This is a genomic window from Rhizobium sp. Leaf384, from assembly GCF_001424065.1.
Taxonomy (GTDB): domain Bacteria; phylum Pseudomonadota; class Alphaproteobacteria; order Rhizobiales; family Rhizobiaceae; genus Ferranicluibacter.
Genome location: NZ_LMQE01000006.1, coordinates 1 through 20,925 on the forward strand (window position 1 = coordinate 1; position 20,925 = coordinate 20,925).

A 20,925-nucleotide genomic window follows, 5' to 3' on the forward strand; every position below is an offset into this window, starting at 1 on the left:
GTCAAGAAACTTCAGAGCGAGTTCGTCGGTCGCCAGCAGCGCCGCCGCCCTCGTTGGTAGGCGGGTTATAGGGCTACCCCCGCCCGTTCGTCAACAGGGTTTCTGAAAAAAATGACAGTTTTCTGACAAGTCCCGGTGCGGCAAGGGCTGGAGCCCCCTCCCCTCCCCAGGCACCCTGAGGAAAGATGCCGTCATTTAGGGGTCGCCCTCAGTTTTACACATTCACGGTGTCTGAAAGCATGACATGCGCCGTGTCCGATTTGACTCGAGGACGCGAAAGATGCACATCTTCGGACAATATACGCAGCCTATAATAAGAACCGGCGCGTTCAACAGGGACCCGATCAGCTGGCATGATCACGGACAAATCCATGATGCGGTCGCTGGGCAACGAGCCGCCCATACTGGCCGACGGCCGCAGGGCACCCGACCGCCGAGAAATCTCGCTCCGCTGGCTCTCCGGCACCTTCCTGACCGGGATCACCTCCAGCCTGCTGATGGGCGTCGCGCTTTTTGCTGCGCTCGACGGACGCCAGCAGCTCGCCATCCCGGCGGAAGCCTTTGCATCCGCCGATCCGGGTCTGCGCGCCGGGCAACCGGCGACGGTGGCCAAGCGCGGCGGCCGGATCCTTTCCCCCGTGATCGTTGCCAAGCCCTCCGACCGCACGATCCTCGAGGTCTCCACGATGATCCATGACGGCGAGAAGGAAGTGGTGCGCCGCCAGCCTTTCGCGCATGTGAAGATGACGCTTGCCGCCAACCATCAGGCCTCGGAGTCCTATCCGTCGTTCGATCCGCTTGCGGTCTTTTCCAATGACGACGCGGCCTCCGCCCCTCCCCCGGTGCGCACCGGCACCATCTACGGCTCGGACGTCGAGTCCGAGGTCGCGCTGAAGACCGTCGACTTTCCCCTGAAGGGATCGACATTGAAGTTCGGGCCTTCGATGACGCTCGACGAGGTGGAAGAGAATGTCCGCTCCAACGGTGCGGCGCTCACCGAAGGCAATACCCAGCTCGCCTCCCTCTTCTACGTGGATCCGCGACGCTTCGCGTCGGATGCTTCTGACCTCGACCTGATCCAGGGTCTCTCCGCCCGTGTGGTCGAGGAGAACATGACGGTCACCCCCTTCGAGACGATCAACGACAAGAGTGCCGAATTTGCCGACGACGTCATTCCGGTCCGTCGCGAAGCCGACATGGCGAGCGTGCTGAGCGGCGCAGGCTATTCCAAGGCACAGGCGACCGATATCGCCGCCGTTCTGAAGACCGCGCTGAATTCCGACGTCTTTCATGAGGGCGACGTCGTTCGGATCGGGATCATCCAGAAGGGCGAGAACGAGGAAGCGCGCGTCATGCGCGCGAGCGTCTACGCCAAGGGCGGCGCACATGTGCTGACCATGGCGCTCGACGATCACGGCAGCTTCGTGCGCGGCGAGGAACCGCCGCAGCTGTCGGCCGTCTACACCGCCTTTGACGACAACGGCACGCCCACCATCTCGGCCGGACGTGACCTGCCCCGCGTCTATGACGGCGTCTACCGGGCCGCGCTCTCCTACGGCATGAATCAGACCATGGTCTCGCAGCTGGTGAAGCTTCTGGCCAGCAATGTCGATTTCCAGGCGCAGCTGAAACCAACCGACAGCCTGGAAGCCTTCTTCTCGGTTGCGGACGAGAGCGGGCGGGCAACGGACACGTCCGAGCTGCTCTATGTCAACGCGAAATTCGGCGATGCGCAGACGCGCTTCTATCGCTTCCAGGATCCCGACGACAATTCCGTCGACTACTACAACGAGATGGGCAAGAGCATCCGCCAGTTCCTGCTGCGCAATCCGGTTCCCAACGGCACCTTCCGGTCGGGCTTCGGCATGCGGCGCCATCCGATCCTCGGCTTTTCGCGCATGCACACCGGCGTGGACTGGGCCGCACCTCGGGGAACGCCGATCATCGCGGCGGGCAACGGCGTCGTGGAGAAGGCCGGTTGGGACAGCGGCGGTTACGGCAACCAGACGCTGATCCGCCATGCAAACGGCTATGTCTCGTCCTACAACCACCAGAGCGCCATCGCCAAGAACGTCAAGCCGGGCGCCCGCGTCTCGCAGGGGCAGGTCATCGGCTGGATCGGGACGACCGGCCTGTCGACAGGCCCGCACCTGCACTATGAGCTGATCGTCAACGGAAACCGCGTCGATCCGCTCCGCATCCGCCTTCCCGGCGGCAAGTCGCTGGACGGTCCTGCGCTCACCCAGTTCGAGGTCGAGCGCCACCGCATCGACGAACTGCTGGCCAAGGACAATGGCAGCGAGGTCGCCGCCACCCAGTGACGGCGATCCACGCGCCGCGATCGGGTAGACCGGAGCGCCGCGCTGAGCGACGCGGCAACCGGAGACCGGCCGTGAGGCCAGACGTGCCGCAGGCACGACTTGCGGCAGGCAACACTTGCAGTAGGCAACACTTGCCGCAGGGCGATCCTCAATGCGGCCGCTTCGCAGCCGTTTCGGCAAGGCTTTCCTGATCCTGCATCTCTCCGGCCCTTGCTGCATCCAGCCGTTCGGCAACACCCGCATCGGCCGGATCCTGCTCCCGCCGCCAGGGCCTGCGGCCCTTGAGAACACCGGATTCGTGGACGATCTCGGCCACATACTCTTCCTGGCGGTAGGCCATCACATGGATGCCGGAGACGCCCTTGATCTCCTTCACCTCGTTGATGATGTCGATGCAGATCTGCTTGCCTTCCTTCTTCTGGTCGGACGCGCCTTCCAGCCGGGCGATGATGGCATCGGGAATATGCACGCCGGGCACGTTCGACCGGATCCAGCGTGCGGTCCGGGCCGAGGCCATCGGACCGACGCCGACGAGGATATGGCAGTGCTCGTGCAGGCCGAGATCGCGCACCTTGTCCATGTAGGCGCGGAACATCGGCACGTCGAAGCAATACTGGCTCTGCACGAACTGGGCGCCGGCCTCGATCTTCTTGGCGAGCCGGTAGGGACGGAAATCATAAGGCGGCGCGAAGGGATTGATGGCGGCGCCGAGAAAGACGCGGGGCGGCGCTGTGAGCTTGCGGCCGGAGAGGAACTTTGCGTGATCCCGCATGATCCGCACCGTTTCCAGCAGCGACATGCAGTCGAGATCGAAGACAGGCTTTGCACCCGGCTGGTCGCCGGCCTGAACGCCGTCGCCCGTCAGGCACAGGATGTTTGCGACGCCCATGGCCGCCGCTCCCAGCACGTCGCCCTGGATTGCGATCCGGTTGCGGTCGCGGCAGGAAATCTGCATGATCGGAGCGTAGCCCATGCGGGTCAGAAGCGCGCAGATGCCGACCGAGGACATGTGGCAATTGGCGCCCGACGCGTCGACGGCGTTGATCCCGTCGACCCAGCCCTCGAACACCGCGGCCCGGGCATAGACCTCTTCCGGATCCGCGCTGTCAGGCGGGTTCAACTCGGCCGTGACCGCGAATTCGCCGCGCCGAAGCACCTGCTCCAGGCGCCCGCGCGAGGAATGTCCGGGCAGGAGATCGCCGGGGGAAGCGGGCGGGTTTCCCGTTCGTCCGCTCATGCCGGCCGTCCCGCGGATCCGGCCGTGGTGTCACGGGCCTCGGCGGCCGCCGCCGTCACACGCAGCCAGGAGGATGTCTCGCGCAACGACTGGTTCACTGGCGGCTGCACGGCAAGGATGGCATCGCCCTTGTCCATCTGCCGCGAACCTTCCCAGGCCTTCACCCAGACGCAGGGCATATCCGGCTCCACTTCGCAATTGCCGTTGGCGCGCACGCCGCCGCAGGGTCCGTTGCGCAGTTGCTTCGGACAGTTCATCGGGCAGGACATGCCGGTGGAGGACAGGATGCACTGTCCGCACATGCGACAATCGAACAGCAGCCCCTTCACCCCGCGCTCGACCACGGTAACCGGCGCTTCGGCCCTGGCATAGCCGATCGCCCGCCAGAGCGGATGCAGCGCCAGAAAAAGCGCGGCGAAGCGGTGATAGACCCACTCCAGAAGGCGGGCGTGGCGCACGGACCAAAGGCGAATCGCAAAACTGCGCTGCCCTCGCCGGTTCGGGGAAACGCCGGCCGGCGTGTAGGCGCCGGTGGTGGCCTTGCGGGCGGCCTGCGCATTGCCCTTGATGGGATGGGGAGCCGGCGCCAGATCGGAGGGCGTGGGTTTCGTCATGGCACGTCTCTCTGTTCCACGTCTCTCGGTTCAGCATCTCTCGGTTCAGCGCTGTCGATGTCCGCGCGGGGCGTCATCGGCCGCGCCGCAGCCTTTGCCGAACGCTTCATCGTCAACGGTCTCGCATCGCCGGAATGTGCGCGGTTTTTCCGGATTGGGCGCATCCTTGCACGACACACCCCCGAGGCGAAAGCGACGTTCGGCGCACCGGACTACCAGATGCCGCGCGTCACGCCGTTCCAGACCCAGGTCCACACCGGCGGGTGATACCATTGGCGGGACGGAGCAGATACGGCAACCGGCCGAAGCGCTCCGGTCAGGGCATCTTCGACGGCCTGGAGGACGATGCCGGTCGACGCCGCCGTCTGCAGCAGGGGATAGGTGTGCATCGTATCGGCCTTTGCGGGCGTCATACGGGTCTGGTAGAGGATGCCGCCGGTATCCACCCCCGCATCGACAAGATGCACGGTCGCGCCGAAGTTTGCCTCGTCCCGGTTCACCCGGGCCCAATACCCGCCCATCAGGCCCCGGTACTGCGGATTGATGCCGGCATGAAAATTGATGACCGGACAGGTGATCGCGGCCAGGGTGGCCGCCGAAAGCATGCGGCACGAGACGAGAAGCACGGCGTCGGGCGAAACCTGCGTCAATGCCGCCAAGGCTTCCGCCGTGTTGACGGAGGGGATGGAAACTCTCTGCACATCGGCATTTGGCGCGTCGGAAACACCATAGGTCTCCAGGATCTGTCGGGCGCGACGCTCGGTCCAGCGCTTGCCCACCTTCGATGCCACCATCGTCATGAGTTGCCCCAGAGCGACCGGCCATCCCAGTTTTCGCGCGCGTCTTCTGACAAAGACGGATTTCGACTCCGCTGGCTCCTGGAGAACGACGACCTCTGAAAACCGGCCGGCAAGGGCATTGATCAGGATTTGCGGATTGCGCCCGCCCGCCGTGACCACGACCACCCGGCCATCTCGCTTCGCCTCCGACATGGGACCGTCCTTCTCCTGCAGACGCTCTTTGTCGCCGATCCCGCTTACCGGGGGATTAAGGACAGGAAAGCGAAGGCACGCCGGCATGGAAAAGGCCTCCCCGGTGTCCCGGGAAGGCCTGTGTCCGTTGATCCGACCAAAGACGTTCCGGATCAGGCAGCGGCGCGGTCGTCGCTGGCGCCGCGCAGCTTGAAGTTCAGCCGGTCGGAGCCTTCTAGGACCTTGACGACGGATCCGTCCGGAATATCGCCGGCGAGAATCCGCTCGGCCAGTGGATCCTGGACGTAGCGCTGGATCGTTCGCTTCAACGGGCGCGCGCCATAGACGGGATCGTAACCGCGCTCGGCCAGCCAGTGCCGGGCGTCGCCGTCCAGCTCCAGCGTGATCTTGCGATCGGCCAGCAAGGTTTTCAGGCGCTCCAGCTGGATGTCGACGATCGCACCCATCTCGCCGCGCTTCAGGCGGTGGAAGAGGATGATCTCATCGACGCGGTTGAGGAACTCCGGCCGGAAGGCCGAGCGAACCACGCCCATCACCTGCTCGCGCACGCTGTCGGTATCCTCGCCTTCGGCAAGCCCGGTCAGATATTCCGCTCCGAGATTCGATGTCATGATGATCATCGTGTTGCGGAAATCCACGGTTCGGCCCTGCCCGTCGGTCAGGCGCCCGTCGTCCAGCACCTGCAGAAGCACGTTGAACACGTCGGGATGCGCCTTTTCGATCTCGTCGAACAGCACGACCTGATAGGGCTTCCGGCGCACCGATTCCGTCAGCGAACCGCCTTCCTCGTAGCCGACATAGCCCGGAGGTGCACCGATCAGCCGGGCAACGGAGTGCTTCTCCATATATTCCGACATGTCCATGCGCACGAGCGCCGTGTCATCATCGAACAGAAAACGCGCCAGCGCCTTAGTCAGCTCCGTCTTGCCCACCCCGGTCGGGCCGAGGAAGATGAACGAGCCGATCGGCCGGTTCGGATCCTGCAGTCCGGCACGCGAGCGACGCACGGCACGCGACACCGCCTGGACGGCATCGCCCTGCCCCACGACCCATTGCGCAAGCTCGTCCTCCATCCGCAGCAGCTTTTCGCGCTCGCCTTCCAGCATCTTGTCAACCGGAATGCCGGTCCAGCGGGACACGATGTGCGCGATATTGTCCGGCGTCACCACCTCCTGAACCATGGAGGCGGCGGAACCGTCCTGCGCTTCGGAGTCCTGAAGCTCCTTTTCGAGCTTCGGGATGACGCCATAGGCAAGCTCGCCGGCCCGTTGGAACTCGCCCTTGCGCTGGGCAATGGCCAGTTCATTGCGGGCTTCGTCCAGCTGCCGCTTCAGATCGGCGGCAAGACCCAGCTTCGACTTCTCCGACTGCCAGCGCGCCGTCAGCGCATCGGCCTGCTCTTCGAGACCCGTCAGGTCCAGCTCGAGCTTCTCCAGCCGGTCCTTGGAGGCGCGGTCGGTTTCCTTCTTCAGGGCCTCCCGCTCGATCTTCAGCTGCATGATGCGACGGTCGAGCTCGTCCAGTTCCTCCGGCTTGCTATCGACCTGCATCCGCAGTCGCGACGCGGCCTCGTCCATCAGGTCGATGGCCTTGTCGGGCAGGAACCTGTCGGTGATGTAGCGATTGGACAGCGTCGCGGCCGCGACAAGGGCCGCATCCGAAATCCGGACCTTGTGGTGCTGCTCGTACTTTTCCTTCAGCCCGCGCAGGATCGAGATCGTATCCTCGACATCCGGCTCGTTGACCATGACCGGCTGGAACCGGCGGGCCAGCGCCGCATCCTTCTCCACATGCTTGCGGTACTCGTCGAGCGTGGTCGCACCGACGCAGTGCAGCTCTCCGCGGGCAAGGGCCGGCTTCAGAAGGTTGGAAGCGTCCATGGCACCATCGGCCTTCCCGGCACCGACCAGCGTGTGCATCTCGTCGATGAACAGGATGATTTCGCCCGCATCCGCCTGGACTTCCGAGAGAATGGCCTTCAGCCGCTCTTCGAACTCGCCGCGAAACTTGGCACCGGCGATCAGCGCGCCCATGTCGAGCGCCATCAGCCGCTTGTCCTTGAGGCTTTCCGGCACGTCGCCATTGACGATGCGCAAGGCGAGACCTTCGGCGATCGCGGTCTTGCCGACCCCGGGTTCGCCGATCAGCACCGGGTTGTTCTTCGTCCGACGCGACAGCACCTGGATCGTGCGACGAATTTCGTCGTCGCGCCCGATGACGGGATCGAGCTTGCCGTCCCGCGCATCCGCCGTCAGGTCGCGCGCATATTTCTTCAGAGCGTCGAAACCCGCTTCGGCATTGGCGCTGTCCGCGGTGCGGCCCTTGCGGATATCGTTGATCGCCTGGTTCAGCCGCGCAGCCGTAACGCCGGCCTTGGACAGCGTCTGCGCGGTAGACGCGGAGGCTTCCACGGCCAGCGCCAGCAACAGGCGTTCGACGGTGACGAAACTGTCGCCGGCCTTTTTCGACGCCTCTTCGGCGGTCGTGAAGACCTTTGCCAGCGGCTGCGAAAGCGAGACGCCGCCATTGCCGCCCGAGACCTTGGGCAGCTTGCCAAGCGCCGCATCATTGGCGAGCTTCGCGTCCTTCGCACGGCCGCCGGCACGCTCGATCAACGAGGCCGCCATGCCCTGGTCGTCATCGAGCAGCACTTTCAGAACATGCTCGGGCGTGAACTGGGGATGCCCGGCCGAAAGCGCATAGGTCTGCGCCGACTGCAGGAAACCACGCACGCGTTCGGAATATTTTTCGATATCCATCGTCTACCTCCTTGGGACCGGAACGCCCATGCGGCACGCCCCGGCGGTTGGGATCAGGCTCCCGAAATCGGCAAGCCCGGTATCGCGACGAAGAGGCCGCGGGTTGCAGCGTCGTGTCGCTTCGAAGAAAGATATGGGAGGCATTTTTGCCGAATTAAAGAGCAGATTTCGCGTTGCCTCTGCTTTATCGCGCGATTGTTTCCTGCGGCGCGAAAGCGTCCAGAAGTGCGGGGTCAACGATCCAGCCTTCCAGGGAATCGGCCTCGATCGGGATGCCGTAGCCCCTGTCTTTCTGCCCATAGGCCCAGCCTGCCCGAACCGCGCACAACAGCGCGTCCAACGCATCCGCCGTCGGATCATCGGCAAGCGAACGCGGTGCTTCGATGCGAAGGCCCGTGCGGGACAGATCGCCTGCGGGGTCGCAGAGGCGGTCGAAGAGATCGAGACGAGCCGCGAGAAGTTCCGGCGTCTGCAGGCTGCGCGCGTCGTTCTTATAGGATCGTCGCCCGATCAACCGCCGCGCCATCACGCCGGGATAGGCCTCGACCACGACACGGGCCGGGTCGCCCGCCCGCAGCAGCGGTAGATGCACATCGGACGCAAGCAGCCGGCGGGCGCCCTCGTAGAACATGAGACCGACCGGCACGCCATGCAGCTTTTGCGGGCTGATGCCGCCGGTCGTGCGATCGATGAACCGCTGATGTTCCTTGTCACCCGCGGCACGCGGCAGACGATACGCCGTCAACGTCTCGTAGAAGGCTGCTCGCGAGAGCCCCGAGATATGACCGACATAGGCCTCCCAGCTGAGAGGCCAGCCGATCGTCTCGATGAATTTTCGCGATTGCCCGAAAGGAAAGTCGAGACCGGCAATCCAGGGCCCCGACGCGGACAGGAACGCGGTGAAGCCTTCGAAATTCGCCCAGCGATGCAGCGCCACGAACCGCAGCGTCTCGTCGTCCAGAACGCATTCCGCACAGGTTATCGGCTTCCGCCCGGACGGCGCAGAGGTGAAATCGATGCCGAAGACGCGCATTCCCTCACCAGCTGCCACGATCTGGCGCTCGCTGCCCGTGGCAGGCCGGGCGAGCGGCGGCGTGGGCAGGGTCTCGGCACGGGACGCGGACCGTGTCTCCGGTAACAGCGACGCGGGCAGCACCGTCATCGCCTGGAGGATGGCTGCAACATGCATCGACTGGCCGATCAGACCGGAAGCCAGACCGGCGAGCACGGTCTCGATCGGCAGAAGTTCGACCGACATGCCGTCTTCGTCCGGGTCAAGCTGCTGGTCGCCGACGCGCACGACGTTGTGGGCGAGGAAAGCATGCACCCGGTTCGTCTGCGTGGAAGGATTGGCATAGAGCGAACTCAGCGGTTCCATCCGCTCACAACCATATCCGGTTTCCTCCAGAAGTTCCCGCCGCGCCGCCGCTTCCGGATCGGCATCCTCTGGCTTCATGCTGCCGGCCGGGGCTTCCAGCAGGGCCTTCCCCACAGCATGCCGATACTGGCGGACCAGGACCAGCTGCCGATCCGCGGTGATCGCCACGACCGCCACCCAATCGGGATAGGTCAGGACATAATATGGATCGACGCGAAGCCCGGTCGAGGTTTCGCAGGCCTCCGCACGGAGGTCGATCTGCCGGTCGCGGATCAAAGATCGCGAATGCAGGATTTTCCAGCTCTCGTCATTCCCAGCCATCGTCACCCCCAAGACACCACACGCCGACACGGGCGCGGAAGCGCCCCTACCCCATTCACGCCGGCGCGGCGGCTTTTCGAGCCGATTGCATCCTATTTGTAAGAATTGACAAACGCCCTGAAATCCCGAACGCCGGAGAGAGCCAGATCTCCAGCACGCCGACACCGCGGAACCCTGTCCATGCCACACACGCGCCCGCCAGCCTTCCCGGCAACCCTGCTCTCGACCCTTGCCGGAACGTTGGCGCTTCTGATCCTCATCGGGGGACCAGCATCGGCCGCTGGAAACACGCCCTGCAGTGGACGGAAAGGCGGGATCGAGCGCTGTCTTGGCGAACGTTTCCTCTGCCGAGACGGTTCGATCAGCGCCAGCAGGAAATCGTGCTCCGCGACCGTCGGCCTTCTCGACATCCTGCCGAAGCCCCCTGCGGCCGCCGGTGCGACAGGTTGTGACTGCCGGGACGGCAACGTTTGCACGGGCCCACGCGGCGGAAGGTTCTGCCTCTCCGACACCGGCACGAAAAGCTACCTCAGAAAATAGAAGACGACAGACGGCAAGCTCCCGGGTTGCGTCTCGAAAGCCTCTAGACACGGAAGCGGGACGACCGCGCGACGCCCGCTCGGCCGTATGCCCGAACAGCGACCATGAAAAAGGGCGACGTTGCCGCCGCCCTGTTTGACTACGATGATCGTGCGACCACTTATTCGGAGTCGGCCAGAACCGGTGCTTCCGGCTGCTCGCCGGCGACACCCTCTTCCGCAGACCCTTCGGTGCGACGCGGACGACGGGGGCGCGGGGCGGCGCGGCGGCGCGGGGCACGGCCTGCGGATGCTTCCTCTTCGATGACCACCTCAGCGGGCGTGCCTTCGATCTCCGGCTGCGGGCCGGTTCCATCAATGACGGTTTCCGGCGCAGCGGCAACGGGGTGCTGGGCAGCGACCGGACGTTCGCCACGGGGCTGACGCTCCGGACGGGGTGCGCGCTCGGTGCGTTCCGCCCGCTCAGGGCGCTCGGCCTGCTCGGGACGTTCGGCCTGCTCTGCGCGTTCGCTGCGCTCCTGGCGTTCCGGCTGGACAGGACGGTCGTTGCGATCCGACCGCTGTTCCGGACGGTCCGCGCGCTCGGTGCGCTGCTGCTGCGGCTGCTGCTGACGGGGCTGTTCACGCCGGGGCGTCGGCTGCTGGATCATGGCGGGCTGATCGTCGTAGCCCTGGTCCTGATCGTCATCCATCATGCCGTCACGGTCGTTTCCGTCCATGTCGTTGCCATCATAGGACGAACGATCGTCGCGCTGGAAGCGCTCCTGCATCTGCGCCTGTGCGGCGGCAATGATGCGATTGTAGTGCTCGGCATGCTGCAGGTAGTTTTCGGCGATGACACGGTCGCCGGAGCTCTGGGCATCCCGTGCAAGCGTCGTGTACTTCTCGGCGATGTGCTGCGCGGTGCCGCGAATCTTCACGTCTGGGCCGGAACTGTCATAGGTCCGGGTGAGCGGGTTCTGCCCCTTCCGGTTATGATTGTTGTTGCCGCCGCCGCCATTGTTATTGTTGTTATTGTTGTTGTTACGCCCACGGCCGCGCTTGTTCTGCTGTCCTGGCCTCATCCTATCGTCACCCGAAATCTCTTGATCATGATGGTTCATATGGCGTCCGGCCTCATGGCTCCGGCCATCGTGGTAAACACCTTCCGTCAACTCCCGACATCAGGGGAATGAGAGCAAGAAGGCACGCCGCGACCCAGCAGCCTGAAAAGGCATCTTGCTGGTTGGCGTCAAATTAACAGGTACCCGCACCAGGCACTGTCGACCCAAGCTCTTGTGTCAGAAGAGCATTCCCTGCGGAGAGGTCTGACCGGAACGAATCCTGAAATCCTTGACCGTCTGCTCAGTGCGTGGCGGCAACCTAGCCGTCTTCCCTGCCAATTCCAAGCCTTTTCTTTGCATATGCGAAAAGAACAGCGCGTTGTAGAGAGAGTAAACGCTGGCTTTCCCACAGGTTTGCAGGCCGATGCGTCATCGATGGCCAACATCGGCACGGCGGAAGACGAGCACGCGGTCGTTACCGCCAAGGTCGCGCAGGAAATGCGTTCGCGCGAAACCTTCCGCCTCGAAGATGCGGGTGACACTGTCCTTCTGATCGAAGCCGATTTCCAGCCCCACCACGCCCTCATCTTCCAGAACCGTGGCCACTTGACCGGCAATGATCCGGTAGGCGTCCAGCCCGTCGGCCCCGCCATCGAGCGCCAGCAGCGGATCGAACAGCCGGACCTCGGGATCCAGCCCGCCAATGACGTCGGACCGGATATAGGGAGGATTGGAGACCACGATGTCATAGCGCCCGTCGACGCCCGCGAACCAGTCGCTCTCGACGGTCCGGAAGCGGTCGGACAGACCGTGCGCCTCGGCATTGGCGGCCGCCGTCGAAAGCGCGTCGGCCGAGAGATCGACGCCGACACCGGTCGCCTGCTCGACGTCGTTCAGGAGCGCCAGGCAGATGGCCCCCGTTCCCGTACCGAGATCGAGAATGCGGCATGTCCCGAGCCGCGCCACCGATGCGCGCACATGGGGCAGCATCGCCTCGACCAGCGTTTCCGTATCCGGCCGCGGCTCCAGCGTTTGCGGCGAGAGCGCCAGGGTCAAGCCGTAGAAATCCCGCGCACCCAGGATACGGTGCAGCGGTTCGCGTGCGAGCCTGCGCGCGATGGCCGAACGAACGGCAACGACCTTGTCCGCCGCCACGACATCCCCGCCGCGGCTCACCAGCTCCGTCGGCGTTAGGCCCAGCAGGCCGCGGATGAGAAGACGGGCTTCCTGGGCCGGATCGTCGAAATCCGCCTGCCGCAGCGCCGTCCGGATCTCGGCGGCAAGACTGTCGATCGTCGCGGTCACCGGTCAGCCTTGCTGATCGCCGAGACGGGCGAGCTGATCGGCCTGGTAGTCAGCGAGCAACGCATCCACGACTTCGTCGATCTCGCCCATCATCATCCGGTCGATCTTGTAGAGCGTGAGGTTGATGCGGTGGTCCGTCACCCGACCTTGCGGAAAATTATAGGTGCGGATGCGCTCGGACCGGTCGCCCGAGCCGACCTGGCTCTTGCGGGAGGCCGAGCGCTCGCTGTCCGCCTTCTGCCGTTCCATGTCGTAAAGACGCGACCGCAGGACCTGCATCGCCTTCGCCCGGTTCTGGTGCTGCGATTTCTCCGAACTCGTGACCACGATGCCGGAGGGCATGTGGGTGATGCGCACCGCGCTGTCGGTCGTGTTGACGTGCTGGCCGCCGGCGCCCGACGAGCGCATCGTATCGATGCGGATGTCCTCGGCGCGGATGTCGATGTCGATGTCCTCGGCCTCGGGCAGCACGGCAACGGTGGCCGCCGAGGTATGGATTCGCCCTTGCGTTTCGGTGTCCGGCACCCGCTGCACGCGATGCACGCCCGACTCGAACTTCAGCTTCGAGAAGACGCCGCGCCCCGTGACGGTGGCGATGATTTCCTTGAACCCCCCGGCATCGCCGTCGCTGGCGCTCAGCACTTCGACCTTCCAGCCCTTGTCGCTCGCGTAGCGCTCGTACATCCGGAAGAGATCGCCGGCAAAGAGCGCTGCCTCCGAGCCACCGGTGCCCGCGCGAATCTCGAGGATCGCGCTCTTCTCGTCGGCGGCATCCTTCGGCAACAGCAGGATCTGCATTTCGCCTTCCAGCGCCTCCAGCCGGGCCTCGATCTCGGGCTTTTCCATGTCCGCGAGATCGCGCATGTCGCGGTCGGTCGTCTTGTCGGACAAAAGCGTTTCGATGTCGGCAAGCTCCGCACGCGCCTTTTCATACTGGCGGATCTTGGCGACGACAGGCTGAAGCTCGGAATATTCGGACGCAAGCTTGACATAGACGTCCGCTGCCGGACCGGCCGACATGCGTGCCTCGATCTCGCCGAACCGCCGCTCCAGCTCTCGCATCTTCTCGACAGGTAATGTGGCCAATGCTTACTCCAGGCCGCTCTGCGGCAAATTTCAAATGTCAGAAAGAAGGACCCTCTCCGGCCGGGCAGAGAGGGTCTTCCGCGTCCCGGGTCCGAGCCCTACTAGACCGGAATATCGTTTTCCGCCGCGAAGGCTTTCAGAAGCTCCCGCGGGGTGCGCGTTTCCTTGGTGTCGTCCAGAAGCGCGTTCAGTTCGGGCGAAAGACGCGCCAGATCAGTCGCCATCAACATCGCCTTGACGGGTCCGACGGCCGTGGGGGACATGGACAGTGAACGGAAGCCGATGGCCAGCAAAGCCAGGGCCGAAAGCGGCTTCGACGCCATCTCGCCGCACAGCGTGACGGACGTGGCGTTGCGCTCGCCCGCACGCACGATATCGCGCAGCATGCGCAGGAACGGGCGGCTCAGCACGTCGAAGCGATCGGAGACGCGCGAATTGCCGCGATCCACGGCCATCGTGAACTGGAACAGGTCGTTGGACCCGACGGAGACGAAGTCGACCTCGCTCATCAGTTCGTCCAGCTGGTAGAGCAGCGCCGGCACTTCCAGCATGGCACCGAACTGCAGCTTGCGGGGCAGTTGCTCGCCGACCTTCGACTGGCGCTGGATTTCCTTCTGCAGCAGCTCGCGCACCGCCTTCAGCTCGAAAACCTCCGTCACCATCGGCAACATGATGCGCAATTCCTGTCCGGCCGAAGCCCGCAGCATCGCGCGCAGCTGCGTGCGCAGCAGGCCGGGACGGTCGAGCGACAGGCGGATCGCCCGCCAGCCCAGCGCCGGGTTTTCCTCTTCCGCAGCCCGGAAATACGGAACCACCTTGTCGCCGCCGATATCGAGCGTGCGGAACGTCACCGGCTTGCCGGCGGCCTGTTTGAGGACGTTGCGATAGAACGCCTCCTGCTCTTCCATGCGCGGCATGGTCGAGGCGATCATGAACTGAAGCTCGGTGCGGAAAAGACCGATGCCCTCGGCGCCCGATTCGTCGAGCTGCGGCAGATCGACCATCAGTCCGGCATTCATCTGCAGCCGGATCCGACTGCCATCCTTCGTCACCGGCTCGACGCCGCGAAGCGCACGGAACTGCTCCTGCCGGCGCGCGCGCAGGCGCACCTTCTCCTCATAGGCGCGCTGGAGATCGGCCATGGGGCGCAGATGCACCTTGGCATCGTCGCCGTCGATGATCATCGCATCGCCGTTTTCCGCGAGCGCCACGGCACCGGCCGCCTGGCCGACGACCGGGATGCCCATGGCCCGCGCGACGATGACGACATGGCTTGTCACCGCGCCGTCTTCGAGCACCAGTCCGCGAATGTTTTCACGCGGATAATCGAGGAGCTCGGCAGCCCCCATGGCCCGCGCGACGACCACGGCGTCGACCGGAAAATCCTTGTCCGACACGCGCGCGCCGTAGCCCGTCAGCTGCCGCAGCAGCCGGTTCGCCAGATCGTCGAAATCGTGCATGCGTTCGCGCAGATAAGGGTCCGTCAGGCGCATCATCCGCGCCTTCGTCTCGCTCTGCACGCGCTCGACCGCGGCTTCCGCCGTCAGCCCGTTGCGGATGGCCTCTTCGAGCTTGCGCACCCAGCCGCGGTCATGGGCAAACATCCGATAGGCTTCGAGCACCGCACGATGCTCGCCCTCCATCGAGACGTCGCGCCGCGACAGCATGTCGTCGATCGAGATCCGCAGCGACCCCAAGGCTTCCCCGAGTCGCGAAAGCTCCTTGTCGGTATCGTCGTTCAGGAGATTGGTGACGACGATCCGTGGTTCGTGGAGAACGACATAGCCGAGGCCGACGCCCTCGTTGAACCCGGAGCCCTCGATCGTCACGGGACGCGACAGGTCCAGCTCGAGGCCCGGGCGTGTGATCTTCTTCAGCTCGCCGGTGGCGACCATTTCGGCCAGAACCATGGCCGTTGTCTCGAGCGCTTCGACCTCGTCGTCGCGATAGGTGCGGCTCGCTTTGTTCTGAACAACGAGAACGCCGAGCGACCGCCCGGTGCGCAGGATCGGTACGCCGAGGAACGAATGATAGACCTCTTCGCCCGTTTCCGGCAGGTAGGTGAAGGCGGGATGCGACTGGGCGTCGGACAGGTTGAGCGGACGCGCGCTGGCCGCGATCGTGCCGACGAGGCCCTGCCCCATCTGCAGTTGCGCCAGGTGCACGGCGTCCTTGTTCAGACCCTCGGTGGCGTAGAGTTCGAGAACGCCGTCGGAGCGCAGTACATAGACGGAGCAGACTTCTGCAACCATGTTCTGCGCGATCTGGCGCACGATCCGGTCAAGCCGCTCCTGCGGCTCGAGCGGCTCCGCCATCAGTTCGCGCAGCCGCTTGAGAAGAACGCGTGGACCGGACAGGTCTCTCATCGCGCAACGTCTCCCCGATCAAAGAGTGGAGGTGCAGACACCTCGGGCGGCAGCCTTCGGCCGCTTCGCTTAATTCTTATCCAGCCCGTAGACGGAATGCAAAGTCCGAACAGCCAATTCGGCATACGCACCGTCGATCAGGATGGAAATTTTGATTTCCGAGGTGGTGATCGCCTTGATGTTGATGCCTTTTTCAGCAAGCGCGCGGAAAGCCGACGCCGCAACGCCGGCATGGCTGCGCATCCCGATGCCGATCACCGACACCTTGGCGAGACCCGATTCGTTCTGGACCGCATCGAAACCGATCCTGGTCTTCTCCGCGTCGAGAACGCGCAGCGCCTTGTCGACATCGCCGGACGGCACGGTGAAGGTCATGTCAGTCTTCGATCCGTCCTCGGAGATGTTCTGGACGATCATATCGACATTGATGTGTGCTTCGGCCAGCGGCCCGAAGATCGCGGCGGAAACACCCGGGCGATCGTTCAGACGCCGCAGCGAAATTTGCGCCTCATCCTTGGCATAGGCGATGCCGGTTACGACTTCCTGTTCCACGATCTCTTCCTCATCACAAATCAGCGTTCCCGGCGGGTTCAAAAGATCGCCCATGCCGGGCGCGTCGGGGTCCTCGAAACTGGAGCGCACGAAGGTGCGGACCTTGTGCACCATGGCAAGTTCGACCGAGCGCACCTGCAGGACCTTGGCGCCGAGCGATGCCATTTCCAGCATTTCCTCGAACGCGATCTTCTTCAGGCGGCGCGCCTTCGGCACGATGCGCGGGTCGGTGGTGTAGACGCCGTCCACGTCGGTATAGATGTCGCACCGATCGGCCTTGACGGCAGCGGCGATGGCAACCGCGCTCGTGTCGGAGCCGCCGCGACCGAGCGTGGCAATCCGGTTGTCGGGGCCGAGCCCCTGGAAGCCGGCGATGACGGCCACCTGGCCTTCGCCGAAGCGGCGGATAAGGTCGGACCCGTCAATATCCAGGATGCGGGCCGCGCCATGGGCGTTGTCCGTCCGGATGGGGATCTGCCAGCCCTGCCAGGACCGGGCGTTGATGCCGATATGCTGCAAAGCGATGGCGAGCAGCCCGGAGGTCACCTGTTCCCCGGAGGCGACGACGGCGTCATATTCGCGGGCATCGTGCATGGGAGAGGCGTCGCGCGTCCAGCCGACCAGTTCGTTGGTCTTGCCCGACATGGCGGATACAACGACAGCGACCTCATGGCCGGCATCGACCTCGCGCTTCACATGGCGGGCGACGACCCGGATGCGATCCATGTCTGCGACGGAGGTCCCGCCGAATTTCATCACGATGCGTGCCATCTGCCTCTACCGGTACCAGAGATTGCGCGCGCCGCGCGCCTGCTGAAGTTGGCGGCTTCCTTAGCGAAGTTGCCGGAAACGCGCAATGGCCGGGAGAACCGGCGGGATCCCACGGCCCGCGGGTGGGCCTGGCGCCTTGCCGCAGGGAGCGCGGTCGTGTCGCAGCCCTTGACAAGTGCGGAGTGCCGGACGACTTCACGGGAGACCCCTGAAATTCCCGGAGACGACATCATGACAGACGCGGCCCGCACGACCATCGACCAGTCCGAAGTCGATCGATTCTCGGCACTGGCGGCAGAGTGGTGGAACCCGCACGGCAAGTTCAAGCCTTTGCACAAGTTCAATCCTGTCCGCCTTTCCTACATTCGCGATCGGGCGGCCGAAACCTTCGGTCGCGACCTGAAGGTGCCGCGGCCGCTGGAAGGCCTGCGGCTTCTGGATATCGGCTGCGGCGGCGGGCTACTCTCCGAGCCGATGGCGCGGATGGGGGCGGATGTCGTCGGTGCCGATGCCTCGGAGAAGAACATCCGCATCGCCCAGACACACGCTGCCGGGAGCGGCGTTTCCGTGGATTACCGAGCGGTGACCGCCGAGGCACTGGCAGAGGCCGGGGAAACGTTCGATATCGTCCTCAATATGGAGGTCGTCGAGCATGTGTCGGATGTCGATTTCTTCCTGACCACCTGCGCTTCTATGGTTCGCCCGGGGGGCATGATGGTGATTGCCACGATCAACCGCACGATGAAGGCCGCCGCCCTGGCCATCTTCGCCGCCGAGAACGTGCTGCGATGGCTGCCGCGCGGCACGCATCAATACGAGAAGCTGGTCCGGCCGGAAGAGATCGAAAAGCCGCTTTCAGCCTCCGGGATGACGATCACGGAGCGCACCGGCGTCTTCTTCAGCCCCTTCACCAACCAGTGGAACCTCTCGCGCGACATGGATGTCAATTACATGCTGATCGCCAAGCGCCCCCGCGACTGATCAGGCGGCCGTGGCCCGCCAACGCGATGACGCCGTCCTTCGTCGCGCCGTCAGTTGACATCGTCGGGCAGGATCGGGAGCGGCGCAACGTCGATGCCCTCCTCGATCAGCGCTCGCGCCTCGTCGAGCGTTGCGCGGCCGATCAGGCCGCGGGCGTCCGCTTCACCATAATGGATGCGGCGCGCTTCCTCGGGAAACTTCTCGCCGACGTCCTCGGCATTGGCACGGATGGTCGAGACCATCTCGCGGATCTTGGACACAGCGGCCTGCTGTGCCTGGTCCATCATCAAGCCGCGCTGCGTGTCCTTGCGCCGCCCGGTCGAGAGCGCCGGCGCCATCAGAGCGCGATGGACCGCGGCGGTCCCGCAGACGGGACAAGCGACCAGCCCGCTCTCGGACTGGGCATCGAAGTCGCCACTCGATCCGAACCAGCCTTCGAAGCCATGGCCCGCATCGCAGGTCAGCGCATAGCGGATCACGCGGCCACGCCTCCGCTCGTCGGGGCGCCCTCTGCGGCTGCGAGCGAGAAGTCGCGCGCATTCTTGAGATTGGGGATCTTTCCACGGGCGCCGGCCACGGCGGCCATGTCGAGATCGGCCGTGATGACGGCCGCACCGCCCGGCCCCGCTTCGGCAAGGATTCGGCCCCAGGGATCGACGATCATCGTGTGTCCGAAGGTTTCACGCCCGTCCTCGTGCACCCCGCCCTGTGCCGCGGCAATCAGGAAGAACCCGTTCTCGATCGCCCGCGCCCGCAGCAGGATCACCCAGTGCGCCTCTCCGGTCTGGCGGGTGAAGGCGGCGGGAAGCGTCATGATCTCGGCCCCCGCGACCGCCTGCCGGCGAAACAGCTCAGGGAACCGGACGTCGTAGCAGATCGCAAAGCCCAGCCGGCCGAACGGAAGATCGGCAAGTCGCGCGGTTTCGCCCGGCGTATAGGCCGAACTTTCGCGCCAGCTTTCGCCATTGTCGAGGTCCACGTCGAACATGTGGATCTTGTCGTAGTGACAGATCTTTGCGCCATCCGGCCCGAACAGAAATCCGCGATTGGCGATCTTGCCGTCGGACAGACCGATCGCGGTCGAACCGATATGCAGGTGAATGCCGAGCTCGGCAGACAGGCGGCGCGCCGTCTGCACGATCACGTCGTCGTCCTCCCCGCGCAATGCGGCCCGCAGGGCCGTGCGGTCGCGCTGCAGGGCACCGGTCATTTCCGGCGTCTGGACATAGAGGGCGCCCTGTGCCGCTGCGTCGCGCACAAGTTCCGCCATTTCGGCAGCGTTCCTTTCGGGCGCGGTGCCGGAGCACATCTGGACGGCGGCGACACGAACGGACATGCGGTGGGGATCCTCAGGCTGCCAGCATCGGGTCGAGCTTGCCGGCCCGGTCGAGCGCGTGCAGATCGTCGCAACCGCCGACATGCCGGCCGTTGATGAAGATCTGCGGGAACGTGGAGCCGCCATTCGACTTGGCGATCATCTCCTGGCGGAGATCGGGAGAATAGGTCGCATCATGCTCCTCGAACGAGACGCCCTTGCTGGACAGAAGCTTCTTGGCGGCCGAGCAATAGCCACAGGCCTGACGGGTATAGATTACGACGGAAGCCATGAGCGACACCTGATTTCGGAATGTTTCCGCACCAGCACGACGCTGATGCCCTGCCTTGTTCGACATGTCCGGACGGAACCGGCATGGTCCCGCCGCCTGTCTTCGTCCGGTCATATAAGCACGGTCACGGCTCTTGCAAAGGTCAAAACCGTTACCTCGCTCGCCCCCGCGCGCTTCAGGGCCCGCGTTGCCGCCTCGACGGTCGCCCCCGTGGTGTAGACGTCGTCGACAAGCACGATCCGTCGGCCGAAGACGAGCGGCTGGCCCGCTTCCGTCACCCGAAAGGCGCCTTTCACATTATCCCGACGCTGCGTGGCACCCAGGCCCACCTGCTTGGCCGTCCGTCGCTGCCGCACCAGGGCCTCCGACAGCATCGGCCGGCCGGAGAGACGGGCAAGCGCCCGCGCCAGTTCCGCCGACTGGTTGTAGCGGCGCGACCAGAGCCTGTATCTGTGAAGCGGCACCGGCACGATCGCCTCTGCCGCCTCGACGGCCCCCTCCCCGGCCCGCAGCATCCATGCCGCCATCATCGGCGCGAGATCCGTCCGATCTGTGTATTTCAGCGCATGCACGAGGTCGCGGGCAATTCCGTCGTGAATGGCGACGGACCGCAGGCGTGTGAACGGTGGCGGATGGGCGATGGCGTCGGCGGAGAGGATGCCATGGCCGAGGTCATGGGAAAACGGAACGCCGAGCACCTCGCAGAACGGTCTCTCGATCAGCCGCAGGCTGGCCCAGCAGGACGGGCAGACGGCGGCATGCGCCTGGACGAAGCGACCGCAGCCGCGACAGACCGGCGGATAAAGAAAATCGGCCACATGCCGCCCGACGGCGAGAGACCGTGCGACAAGGGTCGAGCGAAAGCGCTCAAAGCGGCCACGCGGCCGTTCCCCGGCGTCCCCGCCGCCGCCCGAGGGGTCCGCGCGCGCTGCTGGAGCACCGGCCGCAGTCGGCAAGGGCTGCCAGTCACCGTCCATCTCCGGATGCGTCCTTCCACGCGCTCGACCGTTAGAAGATGCCGCCCGCTCTTGCACAGTCGCGCACCGGCGATGA

General features: G+C 64.8%; 17 protein-coding genes. 3 read left to right on the forward strand and 14 right to left on the reverse strand.

The window, feature by feature from the left end; genetic code table 11:
• Positions 1–353 precede the first annotated feature (353 nt).
• Complete coding sequence (locus ASG25_RS13620; protein ID WP_062474652.1) at positions 354–2,321, forward strand: M23 family metallopeptidase; 1,968 nt, start codon at positions 354–356, stop codon at positions 2,319–2,321.
• 148 nt (positions 2,322–2,469) lie between these two features.
• Here ASG25_RS13620 and ASG25_RS13625 read toward each other — a convergent pair whose 3' ends face one another.
• Together ASG25_RS13625 and ASG25_RS13630 are read right to left on the reverse strand one after the other, a co-directional pair.
• Positions 2,470–3,558 carry a methylenetetrahydrofolate reductase gene (locus tag ASG25_RS13625; protein WP_062474655.1) on the reverse strand — a complete coding sequence of 363 codons (1,089 nt, stop codon included), beginning with the start codon at positions 3,556–3,558 and terminating at the stop codon, positions 2,470–2,472.
• Positions 3,555–4,172 carry a methylenetetrahydrofolate reductase C-terminal domain-containing protein gene (locus tag ASG25_RS13630; RefSeq protein WP_156379711.1) on the reverse strand — a complete coding sequence of 206 codons (618 nt, stop codon included), beginning with the start codon at positions 4,170–4,172 and terminating at the stop codon, positions 3,555–3,557. Before ASG25_RS13630 ends, ASG25_RS13625 begins: the two co-directional genes overlap by 4 nt.
• Positions 4,173–4,229: 57 nt before the next feature.
• Between ASG25_RS13630 and ASG25_RS23250 the strand changes: the two genes are divergently transcribed.
• Complete coding sequence (locus tag ASG25_RS23250) at positions 4,230–4,439, forward strand: hypothetical protein (protein ID WP_062474656.1); 210 nt, start codon at positions 4,230–4,232, stop codon at positions 4,437–4,439.
• Here ASG25_RS23250 and ASG25_RS13640 read toward each other — a convergent pair.
• The 8 genes from ASG25_RS13640 to ASG25_RS13675 form a co-directional block, all read right to left on the reverse strand.
• Positions 4,385–5,164, reverse strand: a complete 780-nt coding sequence (locus tag ASG25_RS13640) for a formyl transferase (RefSeq protein ID WP_062474659.1) — start codon at positions 5,162–5,164, stop codon at positions 4,385–4,387. The genes ASG25_RS23250 and ASG25_RS13640 overlap by 55 nt on opposite strands.
• A gap of 152 nt (positions 5,165–5,316) precedes the next feature.
• Positions 5,317–7,923 (reverse strand): ATP-dependent chaperone ClpB, encoded by a 2,607-nt coding sequence (clpB, locus tag ASG25_RS13645; RefSeq protein ID WP_062474661.1) that lies wholly within the window; start codon positions 7,921–7,923, stop codon positions 5,317–5,319.
• A gap of 184 nt (positions 7,924–8,107) precedes the next feature.
• Positions 8,108–9,622 carry an NUDIX hydrolase gene (locus ASG25_RS23480; protein ID WP_244479410.1) on the reverse strand — a complete coding sequence of 505 codons (1,515 nt, stop codon included), beginning with the start codon at positions 9,620–9,622 and terminating at the stop codon, positions 8,108–8,110.
• A 700-nt stretch (positions 9,623–10,322) separates the two neighbouring features.
• Positions 10,323–11,225 (reverse strand): DUF4167 domain-containing protein, encoded by a 903-nt coding sequence (locus ASG25_RS13655; RefSeq protein ID WP_062474663.1) that lies wholly within the window; start codon positions 11,223–11,225, stop codon positions 10,323–10,325.
• 408 nt (positions 11,226–11,633) lie between these two features.
• Entirely contained in the window at positions 11,634–12,509 is an 876-nt protein-coding gene (prmC, locus tag ASG25_RS13660) for a peptide chain release factor N(5)-glutamine methyltransferase (RefSeq protein WP_062474666.1), read from the reverse strand.
• A gap of 3 nt (positions 12,510–12,512) precedes the next feature.
• Positions 12,513–13,595 (reverse strand): peptide chain release factor 1, encoded by a 1,083-nt coding sequence (gene prfA, locus ASG25_RS13665; RefSeq protein ID WP_062474669.1) that lies wholly within the window; start codon positions 13,593–13,595, stop codon positions 12,513–12,515.
• Between the two features lie 101 nt (positions 13,596–13,696).
• Positions 13,697–15,961, reverse strand: coding sequence for a phosphoenolpyruvate--protein phosphotransferase (ptsP, locus tag ASG25_RS13670; RefSeq protein ID WP_062474672.1), 2,265 nt, complete (start codon positions 15,959–15,961; stop codon positions 13,697–13,699).
• Between the two features lie 69 nt (positions 15,962–16,030).
• Entirely contained in the window at positions 16,031–17,284 is a 1,254-nt protein-coding gene (locus ASG25_RS13675) for an aspartate kinase (protein ID WP_062474675.1), read from the reverse strand.
• Positions 17,285–17,515: 231 nt separating this feature from the next.
• Between ASG25_RS13675 and ubiG the strand changes: the two genes are divergently transcribed.
• The gene (gene ubiG / locus ASG25_RS13680; protein WP_062474676.1) at positions 17,516–18,265 is read left to right on the forward strand and encodes a bifunctional 2-polyprenyl-6-hydroxyphenol methylase/3-demethylubiquinol 3-O-methyltransferase UbiG; all 750 of its coding nucleotides are present in this window, start codon (positions 17,516–17,518) and stop codon (positions 18,263–18,265) included.
• 50 nt (positions 18,266–18,315) lie between these two features.
• Here the strand turns inward: ubiG and ASG25_RS13685 are convergent, their stop codons facing one another.
• The 4 genes from ASG25_RS13685 to ASG25_RS13700 all read right to left on the reverse strand — a co-directional run bounded on the left by ASG25_RS13685 (position 18,316) and on the right by ASG25_RS13700 (position 20,849).
• Positions 18,316–18,744 carry a DUF1178 family protein gene (locus ASG25_RS13685; protein ID WP_062474679.1) on the reverse strand — a complete coding sequence of 143 codons (429 nt, stop codon included), beginning with the start codon at positions 18,742–18,744 and terminating at the stop codon, positions 18,316–18,318.
• Entirely contained in the window at positions 18,741–19,601 is an 861-nt protein-coding gene (locus ASG25_RS13690; RefSeq protein WP_062474682.1) for a carbon-nitrogen hydrolase family protein, read from the reverse strand. Before ASG25_RS13690 ends, ASG25_RS13685 begins: the two co-directional genes overlap by 4 nt.
• Before the next feature lie 13 nt (positions 19,602–19,614).
• Positions 19,615–19,872, reverse strand: a complete 258-nt coding sequence (gene grxC / locus ASG25_RS13695; RefSeq protein WP_062475712.1) for a glutaredoxin 3 — start codon at positions 19,870–19,872, stop codon at positions 19,615–19,617.
• A 110-nt stretch (positions 19,873–19,982) separates the two neighbouring features.
• A complete protein-coding gene (locus ASG25_RS13700) occupies positions 19,983–20,849 on the reverse strand; it encodes a ComF family protein (protein ID WP_082475608.1) in 867 nt (288 codons plus the stop codon).
• Positions 20,850–20,925: the final 76 nt, after the last annotated feature.